General features: G+C 72.3%; 22 protein-coding genes and 3 pseudogenes. 11 read left to right on the top strand and 14 right to left on the bottom strand.

The window, feature by feature from the left end:
- The first annotated feature begins 192 nt into the window (after positions 1-192).
- Positions 193-1,374, top strand: a complete 1,182-nt coding sequence (gene tuf, locus KKZ08_RS05575) for an elongation factor Tu (RefSeq protein WP_223773379.1) — start codon at positions 193-195, stop codon at positions 1,372-1,374.
- Between the two features lie 164 nt (positions 1,375-1,538).
- A complete protein-coding gene (locus KKZ08_RS05570; protein WP_223778920.1) occupies positions 1,539-2,330 on the top strand; it encodes a fused MFS/spermidine synthase in 792 nt (263 codons plus the stop codon).
- Positions 2,331-2,436: 106 nt separating this feature from the next.
- Here the strand turns inward: KKZ08_RS05570 and KKZ08_RS05565 are convergent, their stop codons facing one another.
- From KKZ08_RS05565 to KKZ08_RS05550, 4 genes are all read right to left on the bottom strand, one after another.
- Positions 2,437-3,762: an MFS transporter gene (locus KKZ08_RS05565; protein ID WP_223773378.1), complete on the bottom strand. Its 1,326-nt coding sequence runs from the start codon at positions 3,760-3,762 to the stop codon at positions 2,437-2,439.
- Between the two features lie 91 nt (positions 3,763-3,853).
- A complete protein-coding gene (locus KKZ08_RS05560; RefSeq protein WP_223773377.1) occupies positions 3,854-4,954 on the bottom strand; it encodes a hypothetical protein in 1,101 nt (366 codons plus the stop codon).
- 110 nt (positions 4,955-5,064) lie between these two features.
- Positions 5,065-6,108: a hypothetical protein gene (locus tag KKZ08_RS05555; protein ID WP_223773376.1), complete on the bottom strand. Its 1,044-nt coding sequence runs from the start codon at positions 6,106-6,108 to the stop codon at positions 5,065-5,067.
- A gap of 78 nt (positions 6,109-6,186) precedes the next feature.
- Positions 6,187-7,170: a hypothetical protein gene (locus tag KKZ08_RS05550; protein ID WP_223773375.1), complete on the bottom strand. Its 984-nt coding sequence runs from the start codon at positions 7,168-7,170 to the stop codon at positions 6,187-6,189.
- Between the two features lie 81 nt (positions 7,171-7,251).
- On the opposite strand from KKZ08_RS05550, the gene KKZ08_RS05545 reads away from it, so the two are divergent.
- Positions 7,252-7,710 carry a DUF4442 domain-containing protein gene (locus KKZ08_RS05545; protein WP_223773374.1) on the top strand — a complete coding sequence of 153 codons (459 nt, stop codon included), beginning with the start codon at positions 7,252-7,254 and terminating at the stop codon, positions 7,708-7,710.
- 125 nt (positions 7,711-7,835) lie between these two features.
- Positions 7,836-8,507 carry a DedA family protein gene (locus KKZ08_RS05540; RefSeq protein WP_223773373.1) on the top strand — a complete coding sequence of 224 codons (672 nt, stop codon included), beginning with the start codon at positions 7,836-7,838 and terminating at the stop codon, positions 8,505-8,507.
- A 1-nt stretch (position 8,508) separates the two neighbouring features.
- On the opposite strand, the gene KKZ08_RS05535 is transcribed toward KKZ08_RS05540, so the two are convergent.
- Positions 8,509-9,042 (bottom strand): gamma carbonic anhydrase family protein, encoded by a 534-nt coding sequence (locus tag KKZ08_RS05535; RefSeq protein ID WP_223778919.1) that lies wholly within the window; start codon positions 9,040-9,042, stop codon positions 8,509-8,511.
- A gap of 176 nt (positions 9,043-9,218) precedes the next feature.
- On the opposite strand from KKZ08_RS05535, the gene KKZ08_RS05530 reads away from it, so the two are divergent.
- The gene (locus KKZ08_RS05530) at positions 9,219-9,974 is read left to right on the top strand and encodes an acyltransferase (protein WP_223773372.1); all 756 of its coding nucleotides are present in this window, start codon (positions 9,219-9,221) and stop codon (positions 9,972-9,974) included.
- An 85-nt stretch (positions 9,975-10,059) separates the two neighbouring features.
- Here the strand turns inward: KKZ08_RS05530 and KKZ08_RS05525 are convergent, their stop codons facing one another.
- A complete protein-coding gene (locus tag KKZ08_RS05525) occupies positions 10,060-10,923 on the bottom strand; it encodes a DMT family transporter (protein ID WP_223773371.1) in 864 nt (287 codons plus the stop codon).
- Between the two features lie 104 nt (positions 10,924-11,027).
- Here KKZ08_RS05525 and KKZ08_RS05520 point away from each other — a divergent pair, with 104 nt between their 5' ends.
- Both KKZ08_RS05520 and KKZ08_RS05515 read left to right on the top strand, forming a co-directional pair.
- Complete coding sequence (locus KKZ08_RS05520; protein WP_223773370.1) at positions 11,028-11,612, top strand: XRE family transcriptional regulator; 585 nt, start codon at positions 11,028-11,030, stop codon at positions 11,610-11,612.
- A 19-nt stretch (positions 11,613-11,631) separates the two neighbouring features.
- Positions 11,632-12,141 (top strand): annotated as a pseudogene (locus KKZ08_RS05515) (YbaK/EbsC family protein); the annotation flags it as partial.
- A 39-nt stretch (positions 12,142-12,180) separates the two neighbouring features.
- Here the strand turns inward: KKZ08_RS05515 and KKZ08_RS05510 are convergent.
- Positions 12,181-13,209: pseudogene (locus KKZ08_RS05510) on the bottom strand (acyl-CoA dehydrogenase family protein); the annotation flags it as partial.
- Positions 13,206-14,402 carry a CaiB/BaiF CoA-transferase family protein gene (locus KKZ08_RS05505; RefSeq protein ID WP_223773369.1) on the bottom strand — a complete coding sequence of 399 codons (1,197 nt, stop codon included), beginning with the start codon at positions 14,400-14,402 and terminating at the stop codon, positions 13,206-13,208. The pseudogene KKZ08_RS05510 and the gene KKZ08_RS05505, both read right to left, overlap by 4 nt.
- 337 nt (positions 14,403-14,739) lie before the next feature.
- Between KKZ08_RS05505 and KKZ08_RS05500 the strand changes: the two genes are divergently transcribed.
- Together KKZ08_RS05500 and KKZ08_RS05495 are read left to right on the top strand one after the other, a co-directional pair.
- Positions 14,740-15,489 (top strand): GNAT family N-acyltransferase, encoded by a 750-nt coding sequence (locus KKZ08_RS05500; protein ID WP_223773368.1) that lies wholly within the window; start codon positions 14,740-14,742, stop codon positions 15,487-15,489.
- On the top strand, positions 15,486-16,334 hold the full coding sequence (locus KKZ08_RS05495) for a lysophospholipid acyltransferase family protein (RefSeq protein WP_223773367.1): 849 nt from the start codon (positions 15,486-15,488) through the stop codon (positions 16,332-16,334). The genes KKZ08_RS05500 and KKZ08_RS05495 overlap by 4 nt, the downstream gene beginning before the upstream one ends.
- Here the strand turns inward: KKZ08_RS05495 and KKZ08_RS05490 are convergent.
- The 3 genes and pseudogenes from KKZ08_RS05490 to KKZ08_RS05480 all read right to left on the bottom strand — a co-directional run bounded on the left by KKZ08_RS05490 (position 16,299) and on the right by KKZ08_RS05480 (position 18,705).
- Positions 16,299-16,978: pseudogene (locus KKZ08_RS05490) on the bottom strand (NAD-dependent epimerase/dehydratase family protein). The gene KKZ08_RS05495 and the pseudogene KKZ08_RS05490 sit on opposite strands and share 36 nt — an antisense overlap.
- 53 nt (positions 16,979-17,031) lie before the next feature.
- Positions 17,032-18,111: a chitinase gene (locus KKZ08_RS05485; RefSeq protein ID WP_223778918.1), complete on the bottom strand. Its 1,080-nt coding sequence runs from the start codon at positions 18,109-18,111 to the stop codon at positions 17,032-17,034.
- 138 nt (positions 18,112-18,249) lie between these two features.
- Positions 18,250-18,705 (bottom strand): Lrp/AsnC family transcriptional regulator, encoded by a 456-nt coding sequence (locus tag KKZ08_RS05480; protein WP_223773366.1) that lies wholly within the window; start codon positions 18,703-18,705, stop codon positions 18,250-18,252.
- Between the two features lie 143 nt (positions 18,706-18,848).
- Between KKZ08_RS05480 and KKZ08_RS05475 the strand changes: the two genes are divergently transcribed.
- A complete protein-coding gene (locus tag KKZ08_RS05475) occupies positions 18,849-19,874 on the top strand; it encodes an asparaginase (RefSeq protein ID WP_223773365.1) in 1,026 nt (341 codons plus the stop codon).
- Positions 19,875-20,000: 126 nt separating this feature from the next.
- Positions 20,001-21,416, top strand: coding sequence for an aspartate ammonia-lyase (aspA, locus tag KKZ08_RS05470; RefSeq protein WP_223773364.1), 1,416 nt, complete (start codon positions 20,001-20,003; stop codon positions 21,414-21,416).
- 261 nt (positions 21,417-21,677) lie between these two features.
- Here the strand turns inward: aspA and KKZ08_RS05465 are convergent, their stop codons facing one another.
- The 3 genes from KKZ08_RS05465 to KKZ08_RS05455 form a co-directional block, all read right to left on the bottom strand.
- A complete protein-coding gene (locus KKZ08_RS05465; RefSeq protein WP_223773363.1) occupies positions 21,678-22,364 on the bottom strand; it encodes an HAD family phosphatase in 687 nt (228 codons plus the stop codon).
- Between the two features lie 46 nt (positions 22,365-22,410).
- Positions 22,411-22,893, bottom strand: a complete 483-nt coding sequence (locus KKZ08_RS05460) for an Lrp/AsnC family transcriptional regulator (protein ID WP_223773362.1) — start codon at positions 22,891-22,893, stop codon at positions 22,411-22,413.
- Positions 22,894-22,986: 93 nt separating this feature from the next.
- Positions 22,987-24,300 (bottom strand): ricin-type beta-trefoil lectin domain protein, encoded by a 1,314-nt coding sequence (locus tag KKZ08_RS05455; protein WP_223773361.1) that lies wholly within the window; start codon positions 24,298-24,300, stop codon positions 22,987-22,989.
- Positions 24,301-24,388 lie beyond the last annotated feature (88 nt).

Here is a 24,388-nt window from a genome sequence, read left to right as displayed (position 1 = left end):
GGGCGCTGCGAAGGCTGCCGTCGTCGCCTCCGACGCCCCCGACGCCTTCGGCGGCGCCCGAAGCTGACCCTCCCCGGACACTCCGGCGGACCCCGCAGGGGGAGGGTCGGTACGGCCCCCGGGGTCCCCGTCCCGACCAGGCGCACACCGCCGGTCCGGGGCAGCAGCTTCGAGTTCCGAGAAGGAACCACCATGCCCAAGACGACTTACGTCCGCACGAAACCGCACCTCAACATCGGCACCATGGGCCACGTCGACCACGGCAAGACGACGTTGACCGCCGCCATCACCAAGGTCCTCAGCGGGCGCGGCACCGGCGCCTTCGTCCCCTTCGACCGCATCGACCGCGCGCCGGAGGAGGCGCAGCGCGGCATCACCATCAACATCGCGCACGTCGAGTACGAGACGGACACCCGGCACTACGCGCACGTGGACATGCCCGGCCACGCCGACTACGTCAAGAACATGGTCACCGGCGCCGCCCAGCTCGACGGGGCCATCCTCGTCGTCTCGGCGCTCGACGGCATCATGCCGCAGACCGCCGAGCACGTGCTGCTCGCCCGGCAGGTCGGCGTCGACCACATCGTCGTCGCCCTCAACAAGGCCGACGCCGTCGGAGACGGCGAGGACGCCGTGCTGACCGACCTCGTGGAACTGGAGGTCCGTGACCTGCTCTCCCGGCACGGGTACGGGGGCGACTCGGTCCCGGTCGTACGGGTCTCCGGGCTCAAGGCGCTGGAGGGCGACCCCCGGTGGACGGGTGCGATCGAGGCGCTGCTGGACGCGGTGGACACGTACGTACCGATGCCCGAGCGCTATCTCGACGCGCCGTTCCTGCTGCCCGTCGAGAACGTGCTCACCATCACCGGGCGCGGCACCGTCGTCACCGGCGCCGTCGAGCGCGGCACCGTCCGCCTCGGCGACCGCGTGGAGGTGCTCGGCGCGGACACCGAGACGGTGGTCACCGGCCTGGAGACCTTCGGCAAGCCCATGGAGGAGGCGCAGGCCGGGGACAACGTGGCGCTGCTGCTGCGCGGCCTGCCACGTGACGCCGTCCGCCGGGGCCATGTGGTCGCGGCGCCCGGCAGCGTGAGCCCGCGGCGGCGCTTCACCGCGCAGGTGTACGTCCTGTCGACCCGCGAGGGCGGCCGTACGACACCGATCGCCACGGGGTACCGGCCGCAGTTCTACATCCGCACCGCGGACGTGGTCGGTGACGTGGACCTCGGCGAGGCGGCCGTGGCCCGCCCCGGAGAGACGGTCACCATGACGGTAGAGCTCGGCCGTGACGTGCCGCTGGAGACCGGCCTCGGCTTCGCCATCCGCGAGGGCGGCCGCACCGTCGGCGCGGGAACCGTCACGGAGGTCGCCTGACGGGCCATGCCCCGCACCGCCCGCTCCGGGGGGATCGAACCCCCGGGGCGGGCGGCACAATGGAGCCCGTGGACGAGCACGAGTTCGAGACCGGCGCGGGGTACGAGCCCCCGGGCGAGGCGATTCCGGTGACCCGCGAGGTGGATCACGGCACCGCCAAGCTGATGCCCGACGTCGACCGGGCGCGGGCCTGGCTGCTCACCGTCGACGGGGCGCCCCAGTCGTACGTGGACCTGGACGCGCCGACCCACCTGGAGTTCGAGTACGCGCGCCGGCTCGCCCACGTCCTGGACACCGCGGCCGCGCCGGGCCGCCCGCTCGACGTCGTCCACCTCGGCGGCGGTGCCCTCACCCTGCCCCGCTATGCCGCCGCCACCCGCCCCGGCTCCCGGCAGGACGTCGTCGAGGCCGACCGGGGGCTGCTGCGACTGGTCGCCGAACAGCTGCCGTGGAAGCGGGACGCGGGGATCACCGTGCACGGGGCGGACGCCGGGCAGTGGCTCGACGCGGCGCCCGCCGACAGCGCCGACGTCCTCGTCGCCGACGTCTTCGGCGGCTCACGCGTGCCCGCGCACCTCACCACGGTCTCCTACGCCAAGGCCGCCGACCGCGTGCTGCGCCCGGGCGGTCACTACGCGGCGAACCTCGCCGACGGCGCGCCCTTCGCCTTCCTCCGCTCCCAACTGGCCACCTTCGCCGAGGCCTTCGAGGAACTCGCGCTGATCGCCGAGCCGTCGGTGCTGCGCGGCCGCCGCTTCGGGAACGCGGTACTCATCGCCTCGCACGCACCTCTCGACATCGCGGCCCTGGCCCGACGCGCGGCGTCCGACGCCTTCCCCGCCCGCGTCGAACACGGCGAGGCACTGCGGCGCCTCATCGGGGACGCGAAGGCGGTACGAGACGAGGACGCCGTCCCTTCACCGGAGCCGCCTGGCGGGGCGTTCAGTGTGGGTTGAGCCGATCCTTCGTCCGAGCCGCCGGGGCGGGGCGTTCAGTGTGGGTTGAGCCGGTCCTTCGTCCGAGCCGCCTGGCGGGGCGTTCGGCGTGGGGTGAGCCGATCCCTCACCCGAGCCGCCCGACAGGGCCCTCCGCATCGGCTGAGGTCGCGGCGACCGCGTCCGCGGAGACGCCGGCGCGAGGCGTCGGCACCGTCACCTCCTTCGTGCGTCGCGTCAAGTTGCGTACGTCGGGGACGAACAGGACGGCCGCCGTCACGAGGACCACCAGCACCGCGCAGCCCCACAGCGACGGGCCGCGGCCGAACGCGGACTCAGCGGGGCCGGCGAGGGCCGTGGCGAGAGGCACCATCGCGATCGAGCCGAACCAGTCGTAGGCGGCGACCCGCGACAGCTTCTCCTCCGGGATCTCCTGGTGCATCGCGGTCATCCAGGAGACGCCGAACACCTCGATCGCCACGCCGCTGACGAACATCACCGCGGCGAGCCCGGCCACCGGCAGCGGCACGGCCAGCGCCGCCGAGGGCGCGGCCAGCGGAAACACGCAGAGGGTGCCCGCGAGCAGCAGCCGCCGCGGCTTCCACCGCATCATCAGGACCGCGCCGCCGACCGTGCCCGCGCCGAACGCGGCGAGCGCCAGGCCCCACGGCCCCGCGCCGCCCAGCTCGTCGCGGGCCACCAGGGGGCCGAACACCGACTCGGCGGCCCCGACCACCGCCACCACGACCGAGAACTGCGCCACGATCGACCAGAGCCAGGTGCGGCCGGTGAACTCCCGCCAGCCGTCCCGCAGATCGGAGAGCAGTCCGCCGCCGGGCGCGCGCTCCGGTATGTGGCTGACGTCCAGGAGGGAACGCAGCGCTCCCGCGACCGCGAACGCCGCCGCGTCCACCGCGAGCACCCACCCCGGGCCGATCGCCGCCACCATCAGACCGCCGAGCGCGGCGCCGCCGAGGCCCGCCCCCTGCATCGCCATCCGGTACAGCGCGAACGCCCGGCTGACCTGCTCGCCGCTGACCGAGGACATCAGCATCCCCTCGGCCGCGGGCCCGAAGAAGGCCTGCCCGACGCCGCCGAGGCCGGTGAGCAGCATCATCTGCCACAGCTGCGGCTCGCCCGCGATGACGAGCACGGCGAACGCCGCCTGCGACACGCAGTTGAGGGCGTTGGCGGCGACCATCACGTGGTGGCGCGGCAGCCGGTCGGCGACGGCTCCGCCGATGAGCAGGAACAGCACGAGGGGCAGCGTCCGCGCGGCCGCGACGAGCCCGACGTCCCCGCCGTCACCCCCGGCGTCCAGCACGGCGAACGCCGCCGCGATCAACGCCCCGTGGCTTCCGAGGTTCGTCACGATCGCGGCGGCGGTCAGCAGCGTGTAGTTGCGTCCCGCCCAACTGGGGCGGCGGCGCGGCACGGAGGCAGGATTCGTCACTCCGGGACTATCCCCGGGGCAGTACGCACTTGCCAAACCGTTTGTTCTCGTGGCTCAGATCGTTCTCGTGGCGCAGAACGCGCCGCGCGGCTCAGGACTCCTCGGCCGCGGCCTCGCTCCACCGCACGGTGTCCAGGATCTTCCTCACCAGGGCGTCGGAGACCTCTTCCTTGACGCCCTTGGCGCCGTAGAGGGTCCAGGCCACGTACTCACCGGCCTCGTTCTTGAAGGCGAACGTGGTGGCCTTGCCCTCCGAGTCGCACTTGGCGGACGTGGCGGCGCCGGACGTCGTCGACGTCGCGAGGCTGCCCTTGACGCCGGACTTGGTGGTGTACTCCTCCACCTTGCCGATCTTGATCTTCTTCTTGTCGGCCTTGGTCTGCTCGGTGTAACCGCCGAAGACCCACCACGCGGAGTCGTTGCGCGCGACGTCCTTGGTGTTCTTCGCGCCGTTCTGCCCCTTGGTGCCGACGACGGCGAGCGAGGTGTCCTCGGACTCGCCGTTCTTGTCCTCGTCCGAGGTGCACCACTTCTCTTTGTAGACCGCGGGCGCGGACATGCCGATGATCGCCTTCGCGCCGTTGTCCTTGCGGTCGTCGAAGCCGGTGAAGGTGTCCGGCGTCTCGACCTTCCAGTCGGCCGGAACGTCGAAGGCGGTGCCCCACTTGGGGTTCACCACGACCTGCCAGCCGGGAACCGTCGGCTTGTCCTCGCCGCCCTCACCGCGTTCGTTCCCGCCGCCGGTGGGCGTCGGGTCCGGCTTCTTCGTCGCGGACTTCGAGGGCTTCGCCGGCCCCGCCTTGTCGTCCTTGCCCTCTTCGTCACCGCCGAGGACCAGGAAGCCGGTGACGCCGGCCGCCACCACCACGGCCAGCGAGGCGACGATGGCGGTGATCTTCGTCTTGTTGCCGCCGCCCCCGCCCTGGCCGCCACCGCTCTGCTGCGGCAGTCCGGGCGGCGGCGTCGGAGCGGACCAGTGCGGCTGCGGCTGCTCGGGCCGCGAGAACCCGCCCGAGTGCGGCTGCTGGTAGCCACCGGCGGGCGGCTGCTGCGGGTAGCCGCCCGCGGGCTGCTGCTGATACCCCGGCTGCTGATAGGGGTTGGGCGCCTGGTACCCCGGCTGCTGATACGGGTTGTGATTCTGGTCCTGCGGGTTCTGCTCGCCCCCGGGCGGCTGCTGTTCTGGCCACATGGCCAGTAACCATAGAGGTGCCGGGGGCCGGGTGCCACGGGCAGCCCCGCCGGGGTCGGCACGGGGCCGCCGCCGACGGGAAGAACGTACGGAGAAAGCGGCGGAAAGCGTCAGGATTCCGTCGGCTCGCCGTGGGTGCGCACCGTGCTGAGGATCTTCATGACCGTCTCCTCGGGTATCTCGTCCTTGACCCCGCGCGCTCCGTAGAGGCTCCACGCGACGTAGTCGCCCGCGGAGTTCTTGAAGCCGAAGGTGATCGCCTTGCCGTCGGAGGCGCACTTGCCCGTCTGGGGTGTGTTCGTGGACTCGGCGCGGGCGATGCTGCCCTTGATGCCGGCCTTGGTGGTGTACGGCTGCGCCTTCTCGTCGGAGGTGAAGCTCTTCTTGTCCGGCTGGGTGTATCCGGCGTAGACCCACCAGGCGACCTGGTTGACCGCGACCTGCTCGGTGTTCTTCGCGCCCTTGGCGCCCTTGGTGCCGACGGCGGCGAGTTCGTGGTCCTCGCTCCTGCCGTCCTTGTCGTCGTCGGTGACGCACCACTCGGGCTTGAGGTACGCGGGCGCCGACATCGTCATGAGCGGCTTGCCGGTCTTGACGTCCTCGAAGGCGATCGCGGAACCGGGGTTCTGCACCTCCCACTCGGGCGGCACGTCGAAGGCCGTGCCCCACCTGGGGTTCACCACGACGTGCCAGCCCTTGATGGTCGGTTCCAGGCCGTCGTCCGTACCGCGCTCGCTGTCGTCGCCGTCGTCCGGAGCGGCGCCCGGGCTCTCAGGGGCGGCCTTCGAGGGGGAGCCGGAGCCGGCCCGGTCGTCCTTCCCGGCCTTCCCGTCCTTGTCGGCGAGGAGCAGGAACCCCGTCACGCCCGCGGCGACGACCACGGCGGCGGCCGTCACGAGAGAGACGACCTTGACCTTGCCGCTGCCCTTGCCGCCGCCGTCCGGAGCCTGCGGCGCCCCGGTCGGGACGGTCGGCGCGCTCCACTGCCCCTGGGGCTGGGGCTGGGGTGCGGCCGGCTGCTGATAGGGGTTCGGTGCCTGATAGCCCGGCTGCTGATAGGGGTTGGGCTGCTGGTACCCCGGCTGCTGGTACGGGTTCCGGCTCTGGTCCTGCGGGTTCTGCTCGCCCCCGGGCGGCTGCTGTCCTGGCCACATGGCCGCACACGATACGGGGGCCGCCCGCTGAAGATCACATCGCCCCGGGAGGCCGGGGACGGCGGCCCCGGGAGCGGCTCAGTCCTCGGCCATCTCGTACTCACGCACGGTCGAGAGGATCTTCCGCACGGTCGCGTCCGGGAGTTCCTCCCCCACGCCTTTCGCGCCGTGGAAGGACCAGGAGGCGAACTTGCCCGCCGAGTCCTTGAAGGCGAAGACCGTGGCCTTGCCGTCGGAGTCGCACTTGCCCTGCTTGTCGACACCCGCCGAAGTGGCGCTCGCCAGGCTGCCCTTGAGACCCGACCTCGTGGTGTACGACTCCACGGGGCCGGTGGTGACCTTCTTCCTGTCGGGCTGCGTGTAGGCGCCGTAGACCCACATGGTCGCGTCGTGCCGTGCGATCTGCTCGGTGCTCTTGGCGTCCTTGTTGCCGCGGGTGCCGGCCGCGGCCAGCGGTACGTGGTCCTTGACCCCGTCCTTGTCGTCGTCGCTCGCGCACCACTTCTCCTTGAAGTAGGCGGGGGCGGCGTAGGCAACGAGGAACGGCGCCGATTCGTCGTCGGCGTCCTTCTCTTCGACGTATCCGCCGGCCCAGTCCCTCGATTCCAGGGACCACTCGGGAGGTACGTCGAAGGCGATGCCGCGCTTCGGGTTCACCACGACCTTCCAGCCGGGCACGGTCGGGCCGGGGTCGGCGCCCGCGCGGGGGTTGTCGGCGGAGCCTGACGCGGAAGGCTTCGCCGGGCCGGGCTTGGCGGAGGCGCTCGTCTCGTCCTCCGCGCTCCGCTCATCTTTGTCGCCGCCGAGGAGCAGGGCCCCGGTGACGCCCGCGGCGACCACGACGGCAGCCGCCGCGGCGAGGGCGGTCACCTTGGTCCGTCTGCCGTTGCCGCGCGGGGGCTCGGGGGCCCCGCCCCGCGACTCCCCGGGCATGGTGGGCGCGTTCCAAGGGGCCTGCCGCTGATACGGGTCGGGCTGCTGGTATCCCGGCTGCCGATACGGATTCCGCTCTTGGCCCGGCTGGTTCTGCTCGCCCCCGGGCGGCTGCTGTCCATGCCACATGGGCGTCCACGATAGGGGACGGTGGTCTCCGCGGCGGAGGGCCCTGGTCATTCAACTCTACTCATGGGTAACATCGCCGCCATGAGCGCAGACCAGATGTCGATCGGCGAGATGCTCGCCGCCACGGTGCCGATGGCCAGGACCCTGAACCTCGAGTTCCGTGAGACCGCGCCGGACAAGGCCGTGGTGGCCCTGCCCGACCAGAGCGAGTACCACAACCACGTCGGCGGCCCGCACGCCGGCGCCATGTTCACGCTGGGCGAGTCCGCGAGCGGGGCCATCGTCCTCGCCGCGTTCGGCGCACAGCTCTCCCGCGCCGTGCCGCTCGCCGTCAGTGCCGAGATCGCGTACAAGAAGCTCGCCATGGGCGCCGTGACGGCCACGGCGACGCTCGGCCGCCCGGCGGCGGACGTGATCGCCGAACTCGACGCCGGACAGCGCCCCGAGTTCCCGGTCGCCGTCGAGATCCGGCGTGCGGACGGCGCGGTCACCGGCGAGATGACCGTCCTGTGGACCCTCAGGCCCAACGACCCCAGCTGACGGAAGCCGGGCGTGAGCGGCGTCGTTCCGTTCCCGTGGAGCTTGACCGGTAGGCTGCGCGGGCGTGCGTCGCTCAGCGGCGCGTATGCCGGGGGCAAGCACTGGGACTATGGGAGGAACCGGCGTTGCACGTCCAGGAGTGGCTGGAGCAGGTACCGGCCGTCAGTATCTACGCGCTGGTGGGAATCGTCATCGGGCTGGAGAGCCTGGGCATCCCGCTGCCCGGTGAGATCGTCCTGGTCTCCGCGGCGCTCCTGTCCTCCCAGCACGGTGAAGTCAATCCGGTGATCCTGGGCGTCTGCGCCACCGCGGGCGCGATCATCGGCGACTCCATCGGGTACGCCATCGGCCGCAAGGGCGGCCGGCCGCTGCTGGCCTGGCTGGAGCGGAAGTTCCCCAGGCACTTCAGCGCGGCCAACGTCGCGACCTGCGAGCGGTCCTTCCAGAAGTGGGGCATGTGGGCGGTCTTCTTCGGCCGCTTCGTCGCCCTGCTCCGCATCTTCGCCGGTCCGCTCGCGGGCGTCCTGCGCATGCCGTACTGGAAGTTCCTGATCGCCAACGTCCTCGGCGGCATCGTCTGGGCCGGCGGCACCACCGCCGTCATCTACTACATCGGCGTCGTCGCCGAGGACTGGCTGAAGCGGTTCTCCTACCTCGGGCTCGCCGTCGCCGTGCTGATCGGCGTCGGCTCCATGCTGTTCGTCAAGCGGCGGGCGAAGAAGGCGGCCGCCGAGGCGGAGGTCGCGGCCGCCGGGCCCGTGGCGGCCGAACCGCAGCCCGTCGGCGTCGGCGACTGAGTCACTCCGCGGCGTGCGCGTCGCGGTGGGCCCTGGCCAGTTCGACGTACAGCGTGCCGTTGAGCGTGATGCCCTCGCGCTCCTCGTCCGTGAGCTGCCTGCGCACCTTGGCGGGCACGCCCGCGACGAGCGAGCCCGGGGGCACGCGCATGCCCTGCGGTACCAAGGCCTGCGCCGCGACCAGGGAACCGGCCCCGATCACCGCGCCGTTGAGGACGGTCGCGCCCATCCCGATCAGGCTGTCGTCCTCGACGGTGCACCCGTGCAGGACGGCGTTGTGTCCGACCGAGACGCGCTCGCCGATGCTGATGGGGAAGCCCGGGTCGACGTGCAGGCTGCAATTGTCCTGGATGTTGCTGTCCGCGCCCACGACGATGGGCCCGCAGTCCGCGCGCAGCACCGCGCCGTACCAGGCGCTGGCCCCGGCGTGCAGCGTCACCTCGCCGAGCACGACCGAGGTCGGCGCGGTGAACGCCTCCTGGTCGATCTTCGGATCCTTGCCGCCGATGCCGGTGATGAGTGCCTCGTGGCCCATCGACTCGCTCCCCGCTTCCATGACGTCAGTTTTCCGTGGTGTCCGTGGTGTCCGTGGTGTCCGTGGTCCCGCGCCTGACGGCACCGTACGGGACGAGGTGGCGCACGCGGCCGGGTGGGGTGAAGATCACAGGTCATGGGCCTGCGGGGGCCGGTGGCACTGAGTAACGTGAGCGCGTGCCGAAGAACAGGAACACGTTCTCATCCCTGACCGCCGTGCCGCGCCGCCTCGCGCAGCGCGCGGTCCACTCGGGCTGGGCGTGGGCGCAGCGCACGGGCGCGGTGACCGCCGCGCACCCGGGCAGGCTGCGGTTCGGCGCGATCGGCGAGGGCACGAAGCTCGCCTTCCCGCAGGGCACGGTCTTCGGCGAGCCGTGGATCCGGCTCGGCGACCACTGCATCGTCGGCGAGCACGTCACGCTCACCGCAGGGATGATGCCGGACCTCGACCTCGGCCCCGACCCGATCCTGCGCATCGGCAACGGCGTCGTGCTCGGCCGCGGCAGTCACGTCATCGCCGATACGACGGTGACGATAGGCGACGACTGTTACTTCGGGCCCTATGTGTACGTGACGTCCACCAACCACTCCTACGACGACCCGCACACGCCCATCGGCAAGCAGTGGCCGCGGATGGACCCGGTGGAGATCGGGTCCGGGTGCTGGGTGGGTACGGGTGCGGTGATCCTGCCGGGGGCGCGGATCGGGCGCAATGTCGTCGTCGCCGCGGGGGCGGTCGTGCGGGGCGAGGTCCCCGACCACGCGGTGGTGGCGGGGGCGCCGGCGCGGGTCGTGCGGACGTGGGACGCGGAGGTGGGGTGGCAGCCGCCGTTGCGGACGCCTGCGCCGGTTCCCATCCCTGAGGGGGTTACGCCGGAGCAGTTGATCGCGCTGGGGGAGTTGGGGGAGATGCGGGAGAGGGGGGAGGGGTAGGTCGGTGGGTTTTCGGCCGCGGGTTGTGTGTGGCTGGTCGCGCGGTTCCCCGCGCCCCTGACAGGGCGCCCCTGGCGGGGCCGTGTCAGCTGGCCAGCAGTACCGTTCCCACCAGTGCCAGCCCCGCTCCCGCCGCCTGGATTGCCCGCAGCCGTTCCTTCAGTACCGCCCGGGCCGCCAGCGCCGTGACCACCGGGTAGACGGAGGCGAGCACGGCGGCGACGGTGACCGGGCCGTTCTGGGCCGCCACCGAGTACGTGCCGTTGGCCGCGACGTCCGCGAGGCCGACGAAGGCGAGGGCGGGCAGCACGGCCCACAGCACGCCCATCCCGGAACCCGCCGGGAGCGCGGCGCCGCCCCGCTTCACGGAGACGTACAGGGCCGCGCCGCCCGCCGCCACGTTCGTCACGCGCTGCACGAAGAGCGCGAGGAACAGACCGGTGAGGCTGCTCGACGCCTCGGCGATCAGCGCCATGACGCCACCGAAGCCGAACGCGGCGAGCAGGGTGAGCAGGACGGCCTGACGCTGGACGGGCGCGCCGCGCAGCTCGGGGCCGCCCGCGAGGAGGATGCCCGCCACGGCCACGGCGATGCCCGCGAACTGCGCGAGCCCGGGCCGCTCGCCGAGCAGCAGCCCGACGCCGACCGGCACGGCGACGCCGAGCGAGCCGAGCGGCGAGACCACACCCATGGGCCCGAGGGCGAGCGCCTTGTAGAAGGCGAGCATGGCGACGGGGCCGACCAGGCCCGCGCCGACCGCGAACCACAGCTGCGGCCCCCACTCGGTCCACCCGCCGGTCGCGACCACGACGGCGCCGAGCACGACCACGGCGATCGTCTGCGAGGCGACGACGACCGTGAGGGCCGGCACGCGCCGGGTCAGCAGTCCGCCGCCGAAGTCGGCGAGCCCCCACAGCAGGCTCGTGGCCAGGGCGAACAGTGCGGTCATGGAGAAGCCTCGCAGTACAGTGTGGTGAACCATCGGGAACCATCAGGTGCACCACACGGTAGTTCAGTATCGTGAACTCTGTCATCCAAAATATTGGACGGAATGTGTCGGACCTCGACCAGCTGACCCAGTCGCTCGCGCGCAACCTCAAGCGGTGGCGCAACGAGAGAGGCTTCACCCTCGACGCCCTCGCGGCCCGCGCCGGGGTGAGCCGCGGCATGATCATCCAGATCGAGCAGGCCAGGACCAACCCCAGCGTGGGCATCACGGTGAAGCTCGCGGACGCGCTGGGCATCAGCATCACCACGCTCCTGGACTACGAACAGGGCCCGCACGTCCGCCTCGTACCGCCGGAGCAGGCCGTACGCATGTGGTCCACGGAAGCCGGCAGCAGCACCACGCTCCTGGTCGGGGCCGAGGCGCGCGGCCCCTTCGAACTGTGGTCCTGGCACCTCGTGCCCGGCGAGGGCAGCGACTCCGACGCGCATCCGCCGGGCACCATCGAGCTGTTGCACGTCTCGCGGGGCGAGCTGACGCTCGTCGTCGACGGCGCCGAGCACGTCGTCGCGGCTGGGGCGGCCGCCACCTTCGAGGCCAACGTGCCGCACGGTTACCACAACAGGGGCGCCGAGCCGGTCGAGCTGACGATGTCGGTCTCGGTGCCGCCCGCCCACGCGGCCTCATACTGACGGCTGTTACCGTGCCGCCATGCGTGCTCCTCTCGGTGATTTCGACGTCGTCCACCCCGCCCCCGAGGTCCTCGACCTGCTGGTCGCGCCCGTCGCGGAAGCCGTACGCGGCTGGAGCGGACCCGTCCCGGCCGACGAGCTGATCCACGTCGACACCGAACCGGAGTGGGCCGACACCGCCACCTTCCTGGAGCACTACGGCCCCGAACTGCTCTCCCAGTCCGCCAACTGCGTCGTCGTCGCGGGCAAACGCGGCGGCGAGACCACGCTCGCCGCGTGTGTCGTGCTGTCCGGGACGCGTGTGGACGTCAACGGCGTCGTCCGCCGTCAACTCGGGGCGCGCAAGGTCTCGTTCGCGCCGATGGAGACGGCGACCGGGGAGACCGGCATGGAGTACGGCGGCATCACGCCCATCGGGCTGCCCGCCACGTGGCCGCTGCTGGTCGACGCCGTCGTCGCCGATCTGCCGCACGTCCTCGTCGGCAGCGGCCGCCGCCGGGGCAAGCTGATCGTGCCGGGCAAGGCCTTCGTCGCTCAAGCGGGGGTCGGAGTCGTTGTTCGGTGTATCGTGGATGCGGACCGCGTCCAGCGCGATCCGCATGGCCGTCTCCGACGCGAACAGCTTGGCCATGCCTGCCTCCATGTCGACGCGTCGTCCCGCGTCGGCCTCCCGGGCCGCGTGCAGGGTGAGCTGGCGGGCGGCGGAGAGCGAAGTCGCCATGTCGGCCAGGTAGTTGCCGATGGACTGGTGCCGCCAGATCGGCACGCCGAACGACTCGCGCTCCTGGGCGTAGCGCAGCGCGTCCTCGAACGCGGCCCGCCCCACGCCGAGCGCGCGGGCGGCGACCTGTATCCGCCCGGTCTCCAGGCCCTTCATCATGTGCCCGAAACCCTTGCCCTCGACGCCGCCGAGCAGCGCGTCGGCCGGTGCGCGGTAGTCGAAGAAGGCCAGCTCGCAGCTCTCCACGCCCTTGTAGCCGAGCTTCGGCAGGTCGCGGGAGACGGTCAGGCCGGGACCGTGCTCGACGAGCAGGACGGAGATGCCGCGATGGCGGGGCCGCGCGTCCGGGTCCGTCTTGCAGAGCAGCGCGACCAGCTGGGAGCGGCGGGAGTTGGTGATCCAGGTCTTCGCGCCGTCGATCACGTACCCGCCGCCGTCCTCGTCGCGGCGCGCGACCGTGCGCAGCGCCTGGAGGTCGGAGCCGCCGCCCGGCTCGGTCAGCGCCGCCGTCGCGCGCACCTCGCCCGTGGCCATGCGGGGCAGCCAGCGCCGCTTCTGCGCGTCGGTGCCGAAGTGCGAGAGCAGCTTCGCGACGACCGTATGGCCGCCCATCGCACCCGCCAGGCTCATCCAGCCGCGCGCCAGCTCCTCGGTGACCAGGACGTAGCAGGAGGTGGAGACGGGCGTGCCGCCGTACTCCTCGGGGACGGCGAGCCCGAAGAGGCCGAGCTCCTTCATCTTCTCGATGAGCGCCTCAGGGTAGGTGTCGGAGTGCTCCAACTCCCGTACGGCAGGCCTGACATGGCGGTCGACGAAGTCCCGCACGGTCGTGACGGCCAGCTGCTCGTCGGGCGGGAGGGTGTCCAGGGCGCTCACCGGCAGACCCCCTCGGCGAGCAGCCGGGCGATCTCGTCCGGGCCGCGCCCCAGCTCGGCGAGGATCGCCTCGGTGTGCTCGCCCGCCGCCGGCACCGGGTCCATCCGCGGGGCCACGCCGGAGAGGTCCGCGGGCGGCAGCAGCGCCTGGACGGGCGACGGCGCCCCCGGCACCCGTACGTCCTGCCAGCGTCCGCGCTCGGTCAACACGGGGTGGTCGAGGAACTCATGGACCGAGTTGACGCCCGCGTTGGCGATGCCCGCCCGGTCGAGCAGCTTCATCGCCTCGTCGCCGCCGAGTTCGCCGAAGCGTACGGCGATGATGGCGTCCAGGGCCTCCCGGTGCGCCACGCGGTCGGAGCCGGTGGCGAACCGCGGGTCGTCGGCCAGCGCGGGACGGCCGAGGAACTCCCCGCAGAGCGCGGCCCACTCGCGTTCGTTCTGCACGGACAGCAGGACGTCCTTGCCGTCGGACGCGGTGAACGGGCCGTACGGCGCGACCGTCGCGTGCCGGGCGCCGACGCGGGGCGGCTGGGTGCCGCCGTACCGCGTGTAGTAGGCGGGCTGGCTCATCCACTCGGCGAGCGCGTCGAAGAGGGAGACCTCCACGGCCGGCGCGCGCCCGGTCGTCGCCCGCGTGAACAGGGCCGACAGGATGCCGCTGTACGCGTACATCCCGCCCGCGATGTCGGCCACGGAGATGCCCACGCGCACCGCCTCGTCCGGGGTGCCGGTGAGCTGGAGCAACCCCGTCTGGCACTGCACGAGCAGGTCGTACGCCTTGCGGTCCGCCCAGGGGCCGTCCGTGCCGTACCCGCTGACGGTGCAGGGGATGAGGGAGGGGTGGCGCGCCTGGAGCTCCTCGGCGCCGAGACCCATGCGGGCGGCGGCCCCCGGGGCGAGGTTCTGCACGAACACGTCCGCCCCCGCGAGCAGCTCCTCCAAGAGCTGCCTGCCGCGCTCCGACTTGAGGTCGAGGGTGAGGGACTCCTTGGAGCGGTTGAGCCAGACGAAGTAGCTGGCCTGGCCGTGCACCGTGGTGTCGTACCGCCGCGCGAAGTCACCGCCGCCGGGCCGCTCGACCTTGATGACGCGCGCGCCCAGGTCGGCGAGCTGCCGGGTGGCGAAGGGCGCGGCGACGGCCTGCTCAAGGCTGACGACGGTGATATCGGCGAGGGGGAGGGGAGGTGGCATGCGGCGTTTGTACGGCCTGACCTGGGGGCGGGTCAATGGGGGCCGCCCGGGGCGAGCGCCGCGGCGGCCGGAAGAGGCCGTATGGCGGGGGACGCTCGGCGGTCGGCGGTCGGCGGGGAGTGCCGGTGGCCCGGGTGAGGCCCCCTGCCCGTTCTGGACGCGCGCCGGACGTACGGCCGACGCGCGCCTGAAGCGCGAAGTTCAGCCGGTGCCGTCACCGTGCTGAACGTGCCGCGGCGCTCACCGCGGCGAACGGTCCGCCAGCAAGCGTCCCCCCGTCCCCCGTCGTCCTCCTCTCCCCTCTGTGCTCATCCCACGAACCGAGAACGGAAGTGTCATGCCCTCGACATCCCTCGTTTCGACGGTCACCAGCTCATACGTCACCTCCCTCGCGGACACCACCGAACAGATCAGGGCCGCCCAGCGCCTGCGCCACCGCGTGTTCGGCGAAGAGATGGGCGCGGCGCTCGACACACCGCTGCCCGGCCACGACGTCGACGCCTACGACGACCTCGCCGACCACCTCATCGTCACCGACACCTCGACCGGAGAGATCGTCGGCACCTACCGGCTGCTTCCCCCCGGGCGCACCGAACACTCCTACTCCGACCGCGAGTTCGACCTGCGCGCCCTCGGCCGCCTGCGGTCCTCGACCGTCGAGGCGGGCCGCTCCTGCGTCCACCCCGACCACCGCTCCGGGGCCGTCATCAACCTCATGTGGTCCGCGCTGGCCCGCTACGTCCTGCTCTCCGGCCACCGTCACCTGGCGGGCTGCGCCTCCGTGCCGCTGGCCGACGGCGGGCGGGCCGCGTCCAGCGCCTGGCTGCTCGGCACCGCCAAGCACGCCGCGCCCCCCGAGCTGCGCGTGCACCCCCGGCGCCCCTGGACCCCCACGGCCCCCGCCCCGGAACGCCCCGCCTACGCCGACCTGCCGCCCCTGCTGCGCGGCTACCTCCGCCTCGGCGCGTGGATGTGCGGAGCCCCCGCCCACGATCCGCAGTTCGACGTCGCGGACTTCTTCGTACTCCTCGACACCGAGCGGCTCAGCGCACGGCACCGCCGCTACTTCCTGGGCGAGGGCGCGTGACGAGCCCCTGGGCGCTCGACCGCGGCTGTCCGGCGAGCTGTGCCGCCGCCCCGGAGGCGCGCGTGCCGGTGGGCGAACTGGCGCGGCGGTACGCGGCGTTGACGTACGTCCTGACGCGGGCCGCCGCGCGGGGCGACCGGCTCGCGGAGCCTCGCGTGCTGCGCGGGGAGGCGCGTGCGGTGCTCTCCGCGCTCGGGGTGCGGGTGGCGGTGGGGGGCAGCGAGCGGCTCGGTGCGGAGCTCGCGGGGCGGCTGAGTGTGCCGGACGGTTCCGGCGTGGGCACCTTGGTCGTGGCCAACCACATCTCCTGGCTGGACGTCGTCGCCCTGCTCGCGGTCGAGCCCGTGCGCGTCCTCGCCAAACGGGAGGTGAGCCGCTGGCCGCTCATCGGCACGCTGGCCCGGCGCGCCGGCACGCTGTTCATCGACCGGGACGGAAGCCCTCGTCAACTTCCCTGTGACGTGCGGGCGTTGTCTGCGTGCCTGCGCGGCGGCACCTCCGTCCTGGTCTTTCCGCAGGCGACGACCTGGTGCTCCGCGGCGGGCGGGCGCTTCCGGCGGGCCGCCTTCCAGGCCGCGGCCGACGCAGGCGCCCCCGTGCGCCCGGTGACGGTCACCTACCGGCAGGGCGGCGCCCCCAGCACCACGGCCGCCTTCCTCGGCGACGAGGACTTCACCGCCTCGCTGCGCCGCGTGGCCGCCGCCCGGGGCCTGAGCGCGCGGATCACGGCGCACGCCCCGCTGCGGGGCACCGACCGGCGGGAGCTGGCCGCCGCCGCGCACCTGGCCGTCAGCGGCGGGGCCGTGCCCTCACCAGCCCCTGAGCAGCAGATGGTTGCCCAGTAGGGCGAGCCCGGCCTGGGCCGCGAGCCAGTACCATGCGCCCCGGCCGGGAAGCAGCGCCGCGGCGGGCAGGAGCAGCGTGGCGAACGGCAGCCAGATGCGTTCCGTCTCCGCCTTGCTCATGCCGGACAGGTCGGCGACCACGAGTGCGCGCGGCGCGCTGACATGGCGTACGTCGCCGAGCCGGTACTCCCCGGTCACCACCGGGAGCGGCCCGCCATGGGCGGCGGCCGGCTCGCCGACCGAGTGCGGCTGCCCGCTGCCCGTGTCGTACGCGGTGCAGGATCCCGCCGCGCGCTCCCGCACCGCCTCCAGGACCATGACACCGGCGGCCGCGACATCGCGTACGTGGACGAAGTCCCTGAGCCGGCCCCCGTCCTCGGGCGCCGCAGGAAAGACAACGGGGCTCGAACCGGCCCGCGCCCAGGTCGGCCGGGCTCACGCGGCCCCGGCCGGACGGCGCCGTGCCGGGGGCAGGTGTAGCGGCCCTCGGCGTACATCACCACAGAGTCGGCGAGCACCAGGTCGCCCACCCCCGCCTCGGCCATGGCGGCGAGCAGCACGACGACCTCGTGCCCGCGCCCCGCGAGCGCCTCGCAGATCTGGGACCCGATGAACCCGGCACCGCCGGTGACCAGTACACGCATGCGCCCCACGCCAGCCGGGCCGCCCCTGGTCCCGGCGGTGCCGGGCGGTCACGTCACCGGTCCGTAAGAACCGCGGGCGCCGCCGGAGCCGCGATCCGCTTGAAGTTGTCGCCGAACGTCCACCCCTTCGAGCCGTCCCAGTTGATCGACCACGTCATCAGGCCCTTGAGGGCGCCGTTGTACGTGTTCCACGCCTGGGCCACCAGGTTCGGGGACATGTAACCGCCGCCCGCGCCCGGCTGGGCCGGGAGTCCCGGGACCTGCTTGTCGTAGGGGACCTTGATGGTGGTGCCCTGGATGACCAGGCCCTTGTTGAGGCAGTCGGTCTGGGCGGTGAAGCCCTGGACGGTGCCGGCGGAGTAGGAGTCGCCGGAGCAGCCGTACATGCTGCCGTTGTAGTACTGCATGTTGAGCCACCACAGGCGGCCGTTGTCCGCGTACTTCTTGATGATGGGCAGGTACGCGCCCCAGATCGAGCCGTAGACGACGCTGCCACCCGTCACGTACGCCGTCTCGGGGGCCATGGTCAGGCCGAAGTTCGCGGGCATCCGGGCGAGGACGCCGTCGATGATGCGGACGAGGTTGGCCTGGGAGGGGGAGAGCTGGTTGATGTTGCCGCTGCCCACGAGGCCGGTCTCGATGTCGATGTCGATGCCGTCGAAGTTGTACTTCTTCAGGATCGGCACGATCGTCTCGACGAAACGGTCGGCGACCCTGCTGGAGCTCAGGTCGATCCCGGCCGTCGCACCGCCGATGGACATCAGGATCGTCGCGCCGGCCGCCTTGGCCTGGCACATCTCGGCGGGCGTCGCGACCTTGACCGTCGCGTCCATGCCGTCCTCCCACAGGACGGTGCCGTCGGAACGGATCACGGGGAAGGCCGCGTTGATCACGTTGTAGCCGTGTTCGCGGATGCGGGAGTCGGTGATCGGGGTCCAGCCGAAGGGCGGGTGCACGCCGTTGGCCGCGCCGTCCCAGTTCTCCCAGTAGCCCTGGAGCACCTTCCCCGCCGGCTTCGACTTGACCGCGCAGGTATCCGCCAGGGGTGTGGAGGGGGCCGCCGCGGCGGCCGGCAGTTGTGCGGCACAGGCCAGGGCCAGGGAGGCCCCCAGCAGGCGTAACGTCCGACCGATCACGCTGTGCTCCTTGGGGAGAGGGAGGACTGGGGGCGAGGAGGCGTGCGTGTGCGAAGCGTCACAGTAGGAAAGTCCAGACCTGTCGTCAATAGGTCTGTACCAAAGGGGAGTTGGGGGAGCGGGTGTGCTTCTTGGTCAGCCGTCCACCGGCAGACCCTCGGGTTCCTTGATCCGCTTCATGATGATCTGCGAATTGACCTCAGTGACCCCCGCCAGCGCCGTGAGCCGCTCGATCCACAGGCGCTCGTACGCGGCGAGGTCCTCCACGGCGATGCGCAGCAGGCAGCCGGGGCTCCCGAACAGGCGGTACGCCTCGATGACGTCCGGGATCTCCTGGAGTGCCGCCTCGAACGCCTCGACCGTCTCGCGGTCCCGCCGCACCTCGATGGAGACGAGCACCTCGAAGCCCCGGCCGACCGCCTCGGGGTCCACGACCGCGCGGTACCCCTGGATCACACCGTCCAGCTCCAGCTGACGCACCCGCCGCATGCACGGCGACGCGCTCAGGCCGACCCGCTGGGCCAGCTCCTGGTTGGTGAGCCGGCCGTCCTTCTGGAGCTCACGCAAGATATTGCGATCGATCTCGTCCATGGCGCAATTATCCACCCCTAAATGGCGCTGCGCACGGGGATTTGGGCAAACACATTGCGCGGTGTTCGAACTATCGTTGCGCCGAGGATGCCCGCCGCTCGGGGGGCTTGATCGTCCTCGGGATCTCCGGGAGGTACGCAGACGTGGAAGCACAGGCGCGACGGATCGTCGTCATCAGCACCGGCGGGACGATCGCCAGCCGGTGGCAGGGCACCGGTTTCGCCGCCGACGCCCCCGGGCGCGAGGTGCTCGCCACGGCCGCGATACCCCACGACATCACCTCCGAGGTCATCGATCTGTTCAACGTGAACAGCCCGCGGCTGACCTCCGCCCAGCAGCTCACCCTGCTGCGCACCGTGCACGAGGTGCTCGCCGACCCCGGCGTCGACGGCATCGTCGTCACCCACGGCACGGACACCCTGGAGGAGACCGCCTTCCTGCTCGACCTCCACCACCACGACTCCCGCCCGGTGGTCCTCACCGGCGCCCAGAAGCCGCTCGGCGCCGAGGACGGCGACGGACCCGGCAATCTGTACGACGCGCTGCTCACCGCCGCGACCGTGCGCGACCTCGGGGTCCTGGTCGTCTTCGACGGCAAGGTGCACGCCGCGCGCGGCACCGTGAAGACGCAGACCCTCGCCGCCGACGCCTTCGCCGACCCCTCGGGGCCGCGCGTGGGCAAGGTCGGCTTCGGCAAGGTCTCGGTAGCGCACCGCCCGGAGCGGCCCGAGCCGCTGCCGCTGCCCGCGGCCGGCGTTGCCGTGCCGCGCGTCGACATGGTCATGCACCACGTCGACGCCGACCCGCTGCTCCTGGAGGCGGCGGTCGGGGCCGGTGCGCAGGGCATCGTGCTCGTCGCCACCGGGGCGGGCAACGCGACCCCCGAGTTCGTCACCGCCGTCGCCGGAGCCGTGGAGCGGGGCGTGCTCGTTGCCCTCACCACCCGGGTCCCCGCGGGTCCCGTCACCGAGATCTACACGCACGGCGGGGCCGTTGACCTCGCGGCCGCCGGGGCGGTTCTGACCGGTACGTTGCGTGCCGGGCAGGCGCGTACGGCGGTGCTCGCGGCGCTGCTTTCCGCCTCCGGGCGGGAGGAGCGGGTGGGGGTTCTGCGGAGGGTTGTCGGTGGGGCAGGGGCCGTGGCCGAGGTTGCGGCTGCGGCTGCCTGAGCGGATTTGGCTGCGGGCCGGTTTGTGACTGGTCGCGCCCGCGCGGCGGAAGCCGCACATGTCACTGCCCCGCGCCCCTGAAGGGGCTTTCACTTCCCCCCCCGTACGACTGAAAAGAACAGCGCCATGACCGCCGCCTCCGCCTCCGTCCCCGCCCTCCGTCACGAGCACGACCTCCTCGGTGATCGCGACGTCCCCGCCGACGCCTACTGGGGCATCCACTCCCTGCGCGCCACGGAGAACTTCCCCATCACGGGCATCCCCATCTCCGTCTACCCGCAGCTCATCGACGCCCTCGCCGCCGTGAAGGAAGCCGCCGCGCGCGCCAACGAGGAGCTGGGGCTGCTCGCCAAGGCCAAGGCCGACGTCATCGCCGCCGCCTGCCGGGAGATCCGCGCGGGGCGCCTGCACGACCAGTTCGTCGTCGACGTCATCCAGGGCGGCGCGGGCACCTCCACCAACATGAACGCCAACGAGGTCGTCGCCAACCGCGCCCTCGAACTCCTCGGCCACCCCAAGGGCGCGTACGAGCACCTGCACCCCAACGAGGACGTCAACCTCAGCCAGTCCACCAACGACGTCTACCCGACCGCCGTGAAGGTCGCGACGATCAGCGCGGCGCACGGCCTGCTGCGCGCCATGGCGGTCGTACAGGACGCGTTCGCGGCGAAGGCGCTGGAGTTCCGCGACGTCCTGAAGATGGGGCGTACGCAGCTCCAGGACGCGGTGCCGATGACGCTCGGCCAGGAGTTCTCCGCGTACGCCGTGATGCTCGGCGAGGACCGCATGCGGCTCGCCGAGGCCGTCGAGCTGCTCCACGAGATCAACCTCGGCGCCACCGCCATCGGCACCGGCCTCAACGCCCCCGCCGGATACGCCGAGACGGCCCGCCGCCACCTCGCCGACATCACCGGCATGCCGCTCGTGACCGCCGCCAACCTCGTCGAGGCCACCCAGGACTGCGGCGCCTTCGTGCACCTGTCCGGCGTCCTGAAGCGGATCGCCGTCAAGCTCTCGAAGAGCTGCAACGACCTGCGGCTGCTCTCGTCGGGCCCGCGCGCCGGGCTCAACGAGATCAACCTGCCGCCCGTGCAGGCCGGTTCGAGCATCATGCCGGGCAAGGTCAACCCGGTCATCCCCGAAGTCGTCAACCAGGTCGCCTTCGAGGTCATCGGCAACGACGTCACCATCACCATGGCCGCCGAGGCGGGCCAGCTCCAGCTCAACGCCTTCGAGCCGGTCATCCTGCACTCGCTCGCCAAGAGCATCACGTCGCTGCGCGCGGCCTGCCTGACCCTCGCCGAGCGCTGCGTGGAGGGCATCACCGCCAACACCGAGGTGCTGCGCGCCTCGGTGGAGACGTCCATCGGCCTGGTGACCGCGCTCAATCCGCACATCGGCTACACCGCCGCGACGGCGATCGCGCGAGAGGCCTTGAGCACGGGGCGGGGCGTGGCCGAACTGGTCCTGGAGAAGGGGCTGTTGCCGCCGGAGCGGCTCGCGGAGCTGCTGACCCCCGAGCGGGTGGCCGGCGCCGCCTGAGAGGGTGGCCGGGACACCAAGAGGGGGCAGCGCCACGGCGGATCGCTGGGTCGAGCTGGAACTCGACGCGGCCGCCTTCGGCGCGGCACGCTTCGAGCAGTACCTGGAGCGCTGCCGGAGCGGCGGTATCCGGTCCCCGCGGCGTGGACAAGGTCCGGACCTTCCATCACCCGGTGAACGCGGCCGCCGTCCAGATGAACCGGCGGCTCGGCTACGTCGACATGCCGGGGACCGGCGACTGAGCCCCGACCGGCCGACGGCTCAACGGGACGGCATCAGCACGTCCAGCGCCGCCTGCGCCGTGAACTCGCTCTGACCGCCCCGGAACAGCAGCTCCGCGTCCGCGAACGCCGGGTCGTCGGCGTGGGCGGCGACATAGGGGACCGCGACGCACCGCATGCCCGCCGCCCGTGCCGCCGCCGCGCCCGGCGCCGCGTCCTCGAAGACCACGCACTCCGCGGGCTCCGCGCCCAGCAGCGCGGCCGCCGCCAGGAACACGTCCGGCGCCGGCTTGCCGCGCGGCACCTCCTCGGCGGAGACGAGCGTGGTCAGCCAGGTGTCCAGGCCCGTACCGGCGAGGATCGCCTCGATGGCCGCCCGGGACGAACCGGACGCCACGGCCATCGGTATGCCCGCCTCGTGCAGCCGCTCGACGAGCTTGCGCATCTGCGGGTAGACGTGCGTCCCGGCGCGCGCCAGCTCCAGATAGCGGCGGTCGAGGTCGGCGATCAGCTCGGCCACGGAGGCGTCGATGCCGTACTCCCGCCGCCACCGCGCGAGCGTCTCGTGGGAGCTGATGCCCACGTACTGCTCGTTGTCGGCCCAGGTGTACTCCCGGCCGGTGTACTCGGCGAGCAGGGCCCGGGACGCCTCGTAGTAGTTCGGCTCGCTGTCCACGAGGGTGCCGTCGAGATCGAAGATGACCGAGGTGTTCCCGAAGTCGCGCATGCCCTCCAGGATGCCAAACGCCCAGGTCGGCGCCGTGCGGCGGGGTTCACTTCCGCGCCGCGGCCGCCCGGCCCACCGACTCGACCAGCGGGAGCAGGCGGTGCGGCACCCGCTCCCGCAGCGCCATCTCCGTCCGCGTGCGGACCACGCCCGGCAGCTTGATCAGCTGCTGGATCACGTCTTCGAGATGGCCGTTGTCCCGTGCCGCGACGCGGGTCAGCAGATCGCCGCCGCCCGTGATCGAGTGCGCCTCGATGATCTCGGGCACCGCCGCGAGCGCGTCGCCCACCTCGTCCAGGTACCCCTGCGTGACCTCGATGTGGACGAAGGCGAGCACCGGGTGGCCGAGCGCCGCCGGGGAGAGGAACGGGCCCGTGCCCGTGATCACGCCGTCCCGCTCCAGGCGGTCGAGCCTGGCCTGGAGGGTGCCGCGGGCGATGCCGAGGACGCGCGCGTACTCGCGCAGGCTGGTGCGGGGCTGTTCGAGGAGCAGCCGCAGGATGCGGGTGTCGAGTTCGTCGACGGCCATGGTGCGAGGTTCTCCCAGGTGGGCGGGGCTGATCGCTGGTGACTGTAGCCGCTGGGCCCCGCCCGCGACGCAAATGCCCGGCCCCGCCCGGCGCTACTTCGGGGTGACCCAGACCTGGCGCTTGTTCGTGTTCGCCGTGTACAGCTGGATCCTGGTGCTGTCGGCGGTGGAGCCGCCCGTCACGTCCAGGACCTTGCCGGACGCGACGTGCACGATCTGGCCCTTGGCACTGACCGACCAGCGCTGGGACGCGCCGCCGTCGCAGTCACGGAGGCTGATCTTGTTGCCGTTGGTGCTCGCGTTGCGGTGGTTGTCCAGGCACTTGCCGAGCGCGCGGAAGGTGCGGTCCTTCTGGAGGATCCAGGACTGCGCGACACCGCCGTTGCAGGTGTAGAGCTGGATCTGCGTGCCGTTGGCGGCCTTGCCGCCCTTGACGTCGAGGCACTTGCCGCCGAGCCCGGTGATCCTGCCCTGCGGGGGCAGCGCGGCGCCGCCGCCACGGGCCAGGTGGCGCAGGCCCTGTACGTCGTACTGCTGCACGTAGGTGCCCGCGCGCTTGTCCTGGTAGGCGTTGGTCGGCGTGCACATCACCGGGAACTGGCCGGAGTCGCTGCCCTTGACGCAATCGCCGCGCGCCGCGCTGCGGTTGGCGTGGTCGAGGCCCATGGTGTGCCCGAGTTCGTGGCTGATGTGGTTGCGCAGGTAGGTCTCGCCCATGGAGGGCGCGGCCTTGCCGTCGGCGGTGAAGAACTCGTCGTCGATGTACGCGTGACCGCTGGTCACCGTGTCGGCGACGGAGGAGGCGTAGAACCCGCAGCTGAGGTTCTTGCTGCCGGAGCCGTCGCGGACGACCTTCCAGCCGGCGTCGCCGCCGGGGGCGGGCGGGACGCAGGGGCGGTGCAGCAGGCCGATGACGATCTCGCCCTTGGACCGGACGTGGTCCCAGCCCACCGGCGTGGTGTCGACGGTGACGGGCAGGCTGGTGACGCGCCGCAGGTCCGCGGCCGAGCGCCGCACGTAGGGGGCCAGCCAGGCGGCGGACTTCTTGTCGTAGAACTTGATGGTGTAGCCGGTGCCGAGGTACTTGGCGGCGCCGCCGGACTTCCACCCCTCGCCGTGCGGGGCGGCGGCCGCGGCGCGCCGGGACGAGGCCGCGGAGGCCGCCGGCTTCAGGGTCATGACGCCGTCCTCGAAGCGCGTCCCGTCGGTCGTGGAGGTACCGAAGTCGGCGCGCGCGGACGCCCGCTCCTTCGGGTTCTTCGTGTCGGTGCCCCCTACGTCGCCTGCGTCGCCGGTGCCGAACGCGCTGGGCGACAGTTGCAGCCCCGCCACGGCGGCCGCCGCGGCACCCACGACGGCCATGGCGGTGCGGCGCCTGCGGGCGCCGCGCTTGCGTATCGAGCTCAAGTCCCCGTTGTCCTCTCACTGAAGAGATGTGCCGACCATGTGTCGACCCCGGGGCCCGCCACTGGGGCGCCCGGGGTCGAACAGATGA

It is taken from the genome of Streptomyces sp. 135, assembly GCF_020026305.1.
GTDB lineage: Bacteria > Actinomycetota > Actinomycetes > Streptomycetales > Streptomycetaceae > Streptomyces.
This window is presented reverse-complemented; position numbering and strand designations above follow the sequence as displayed.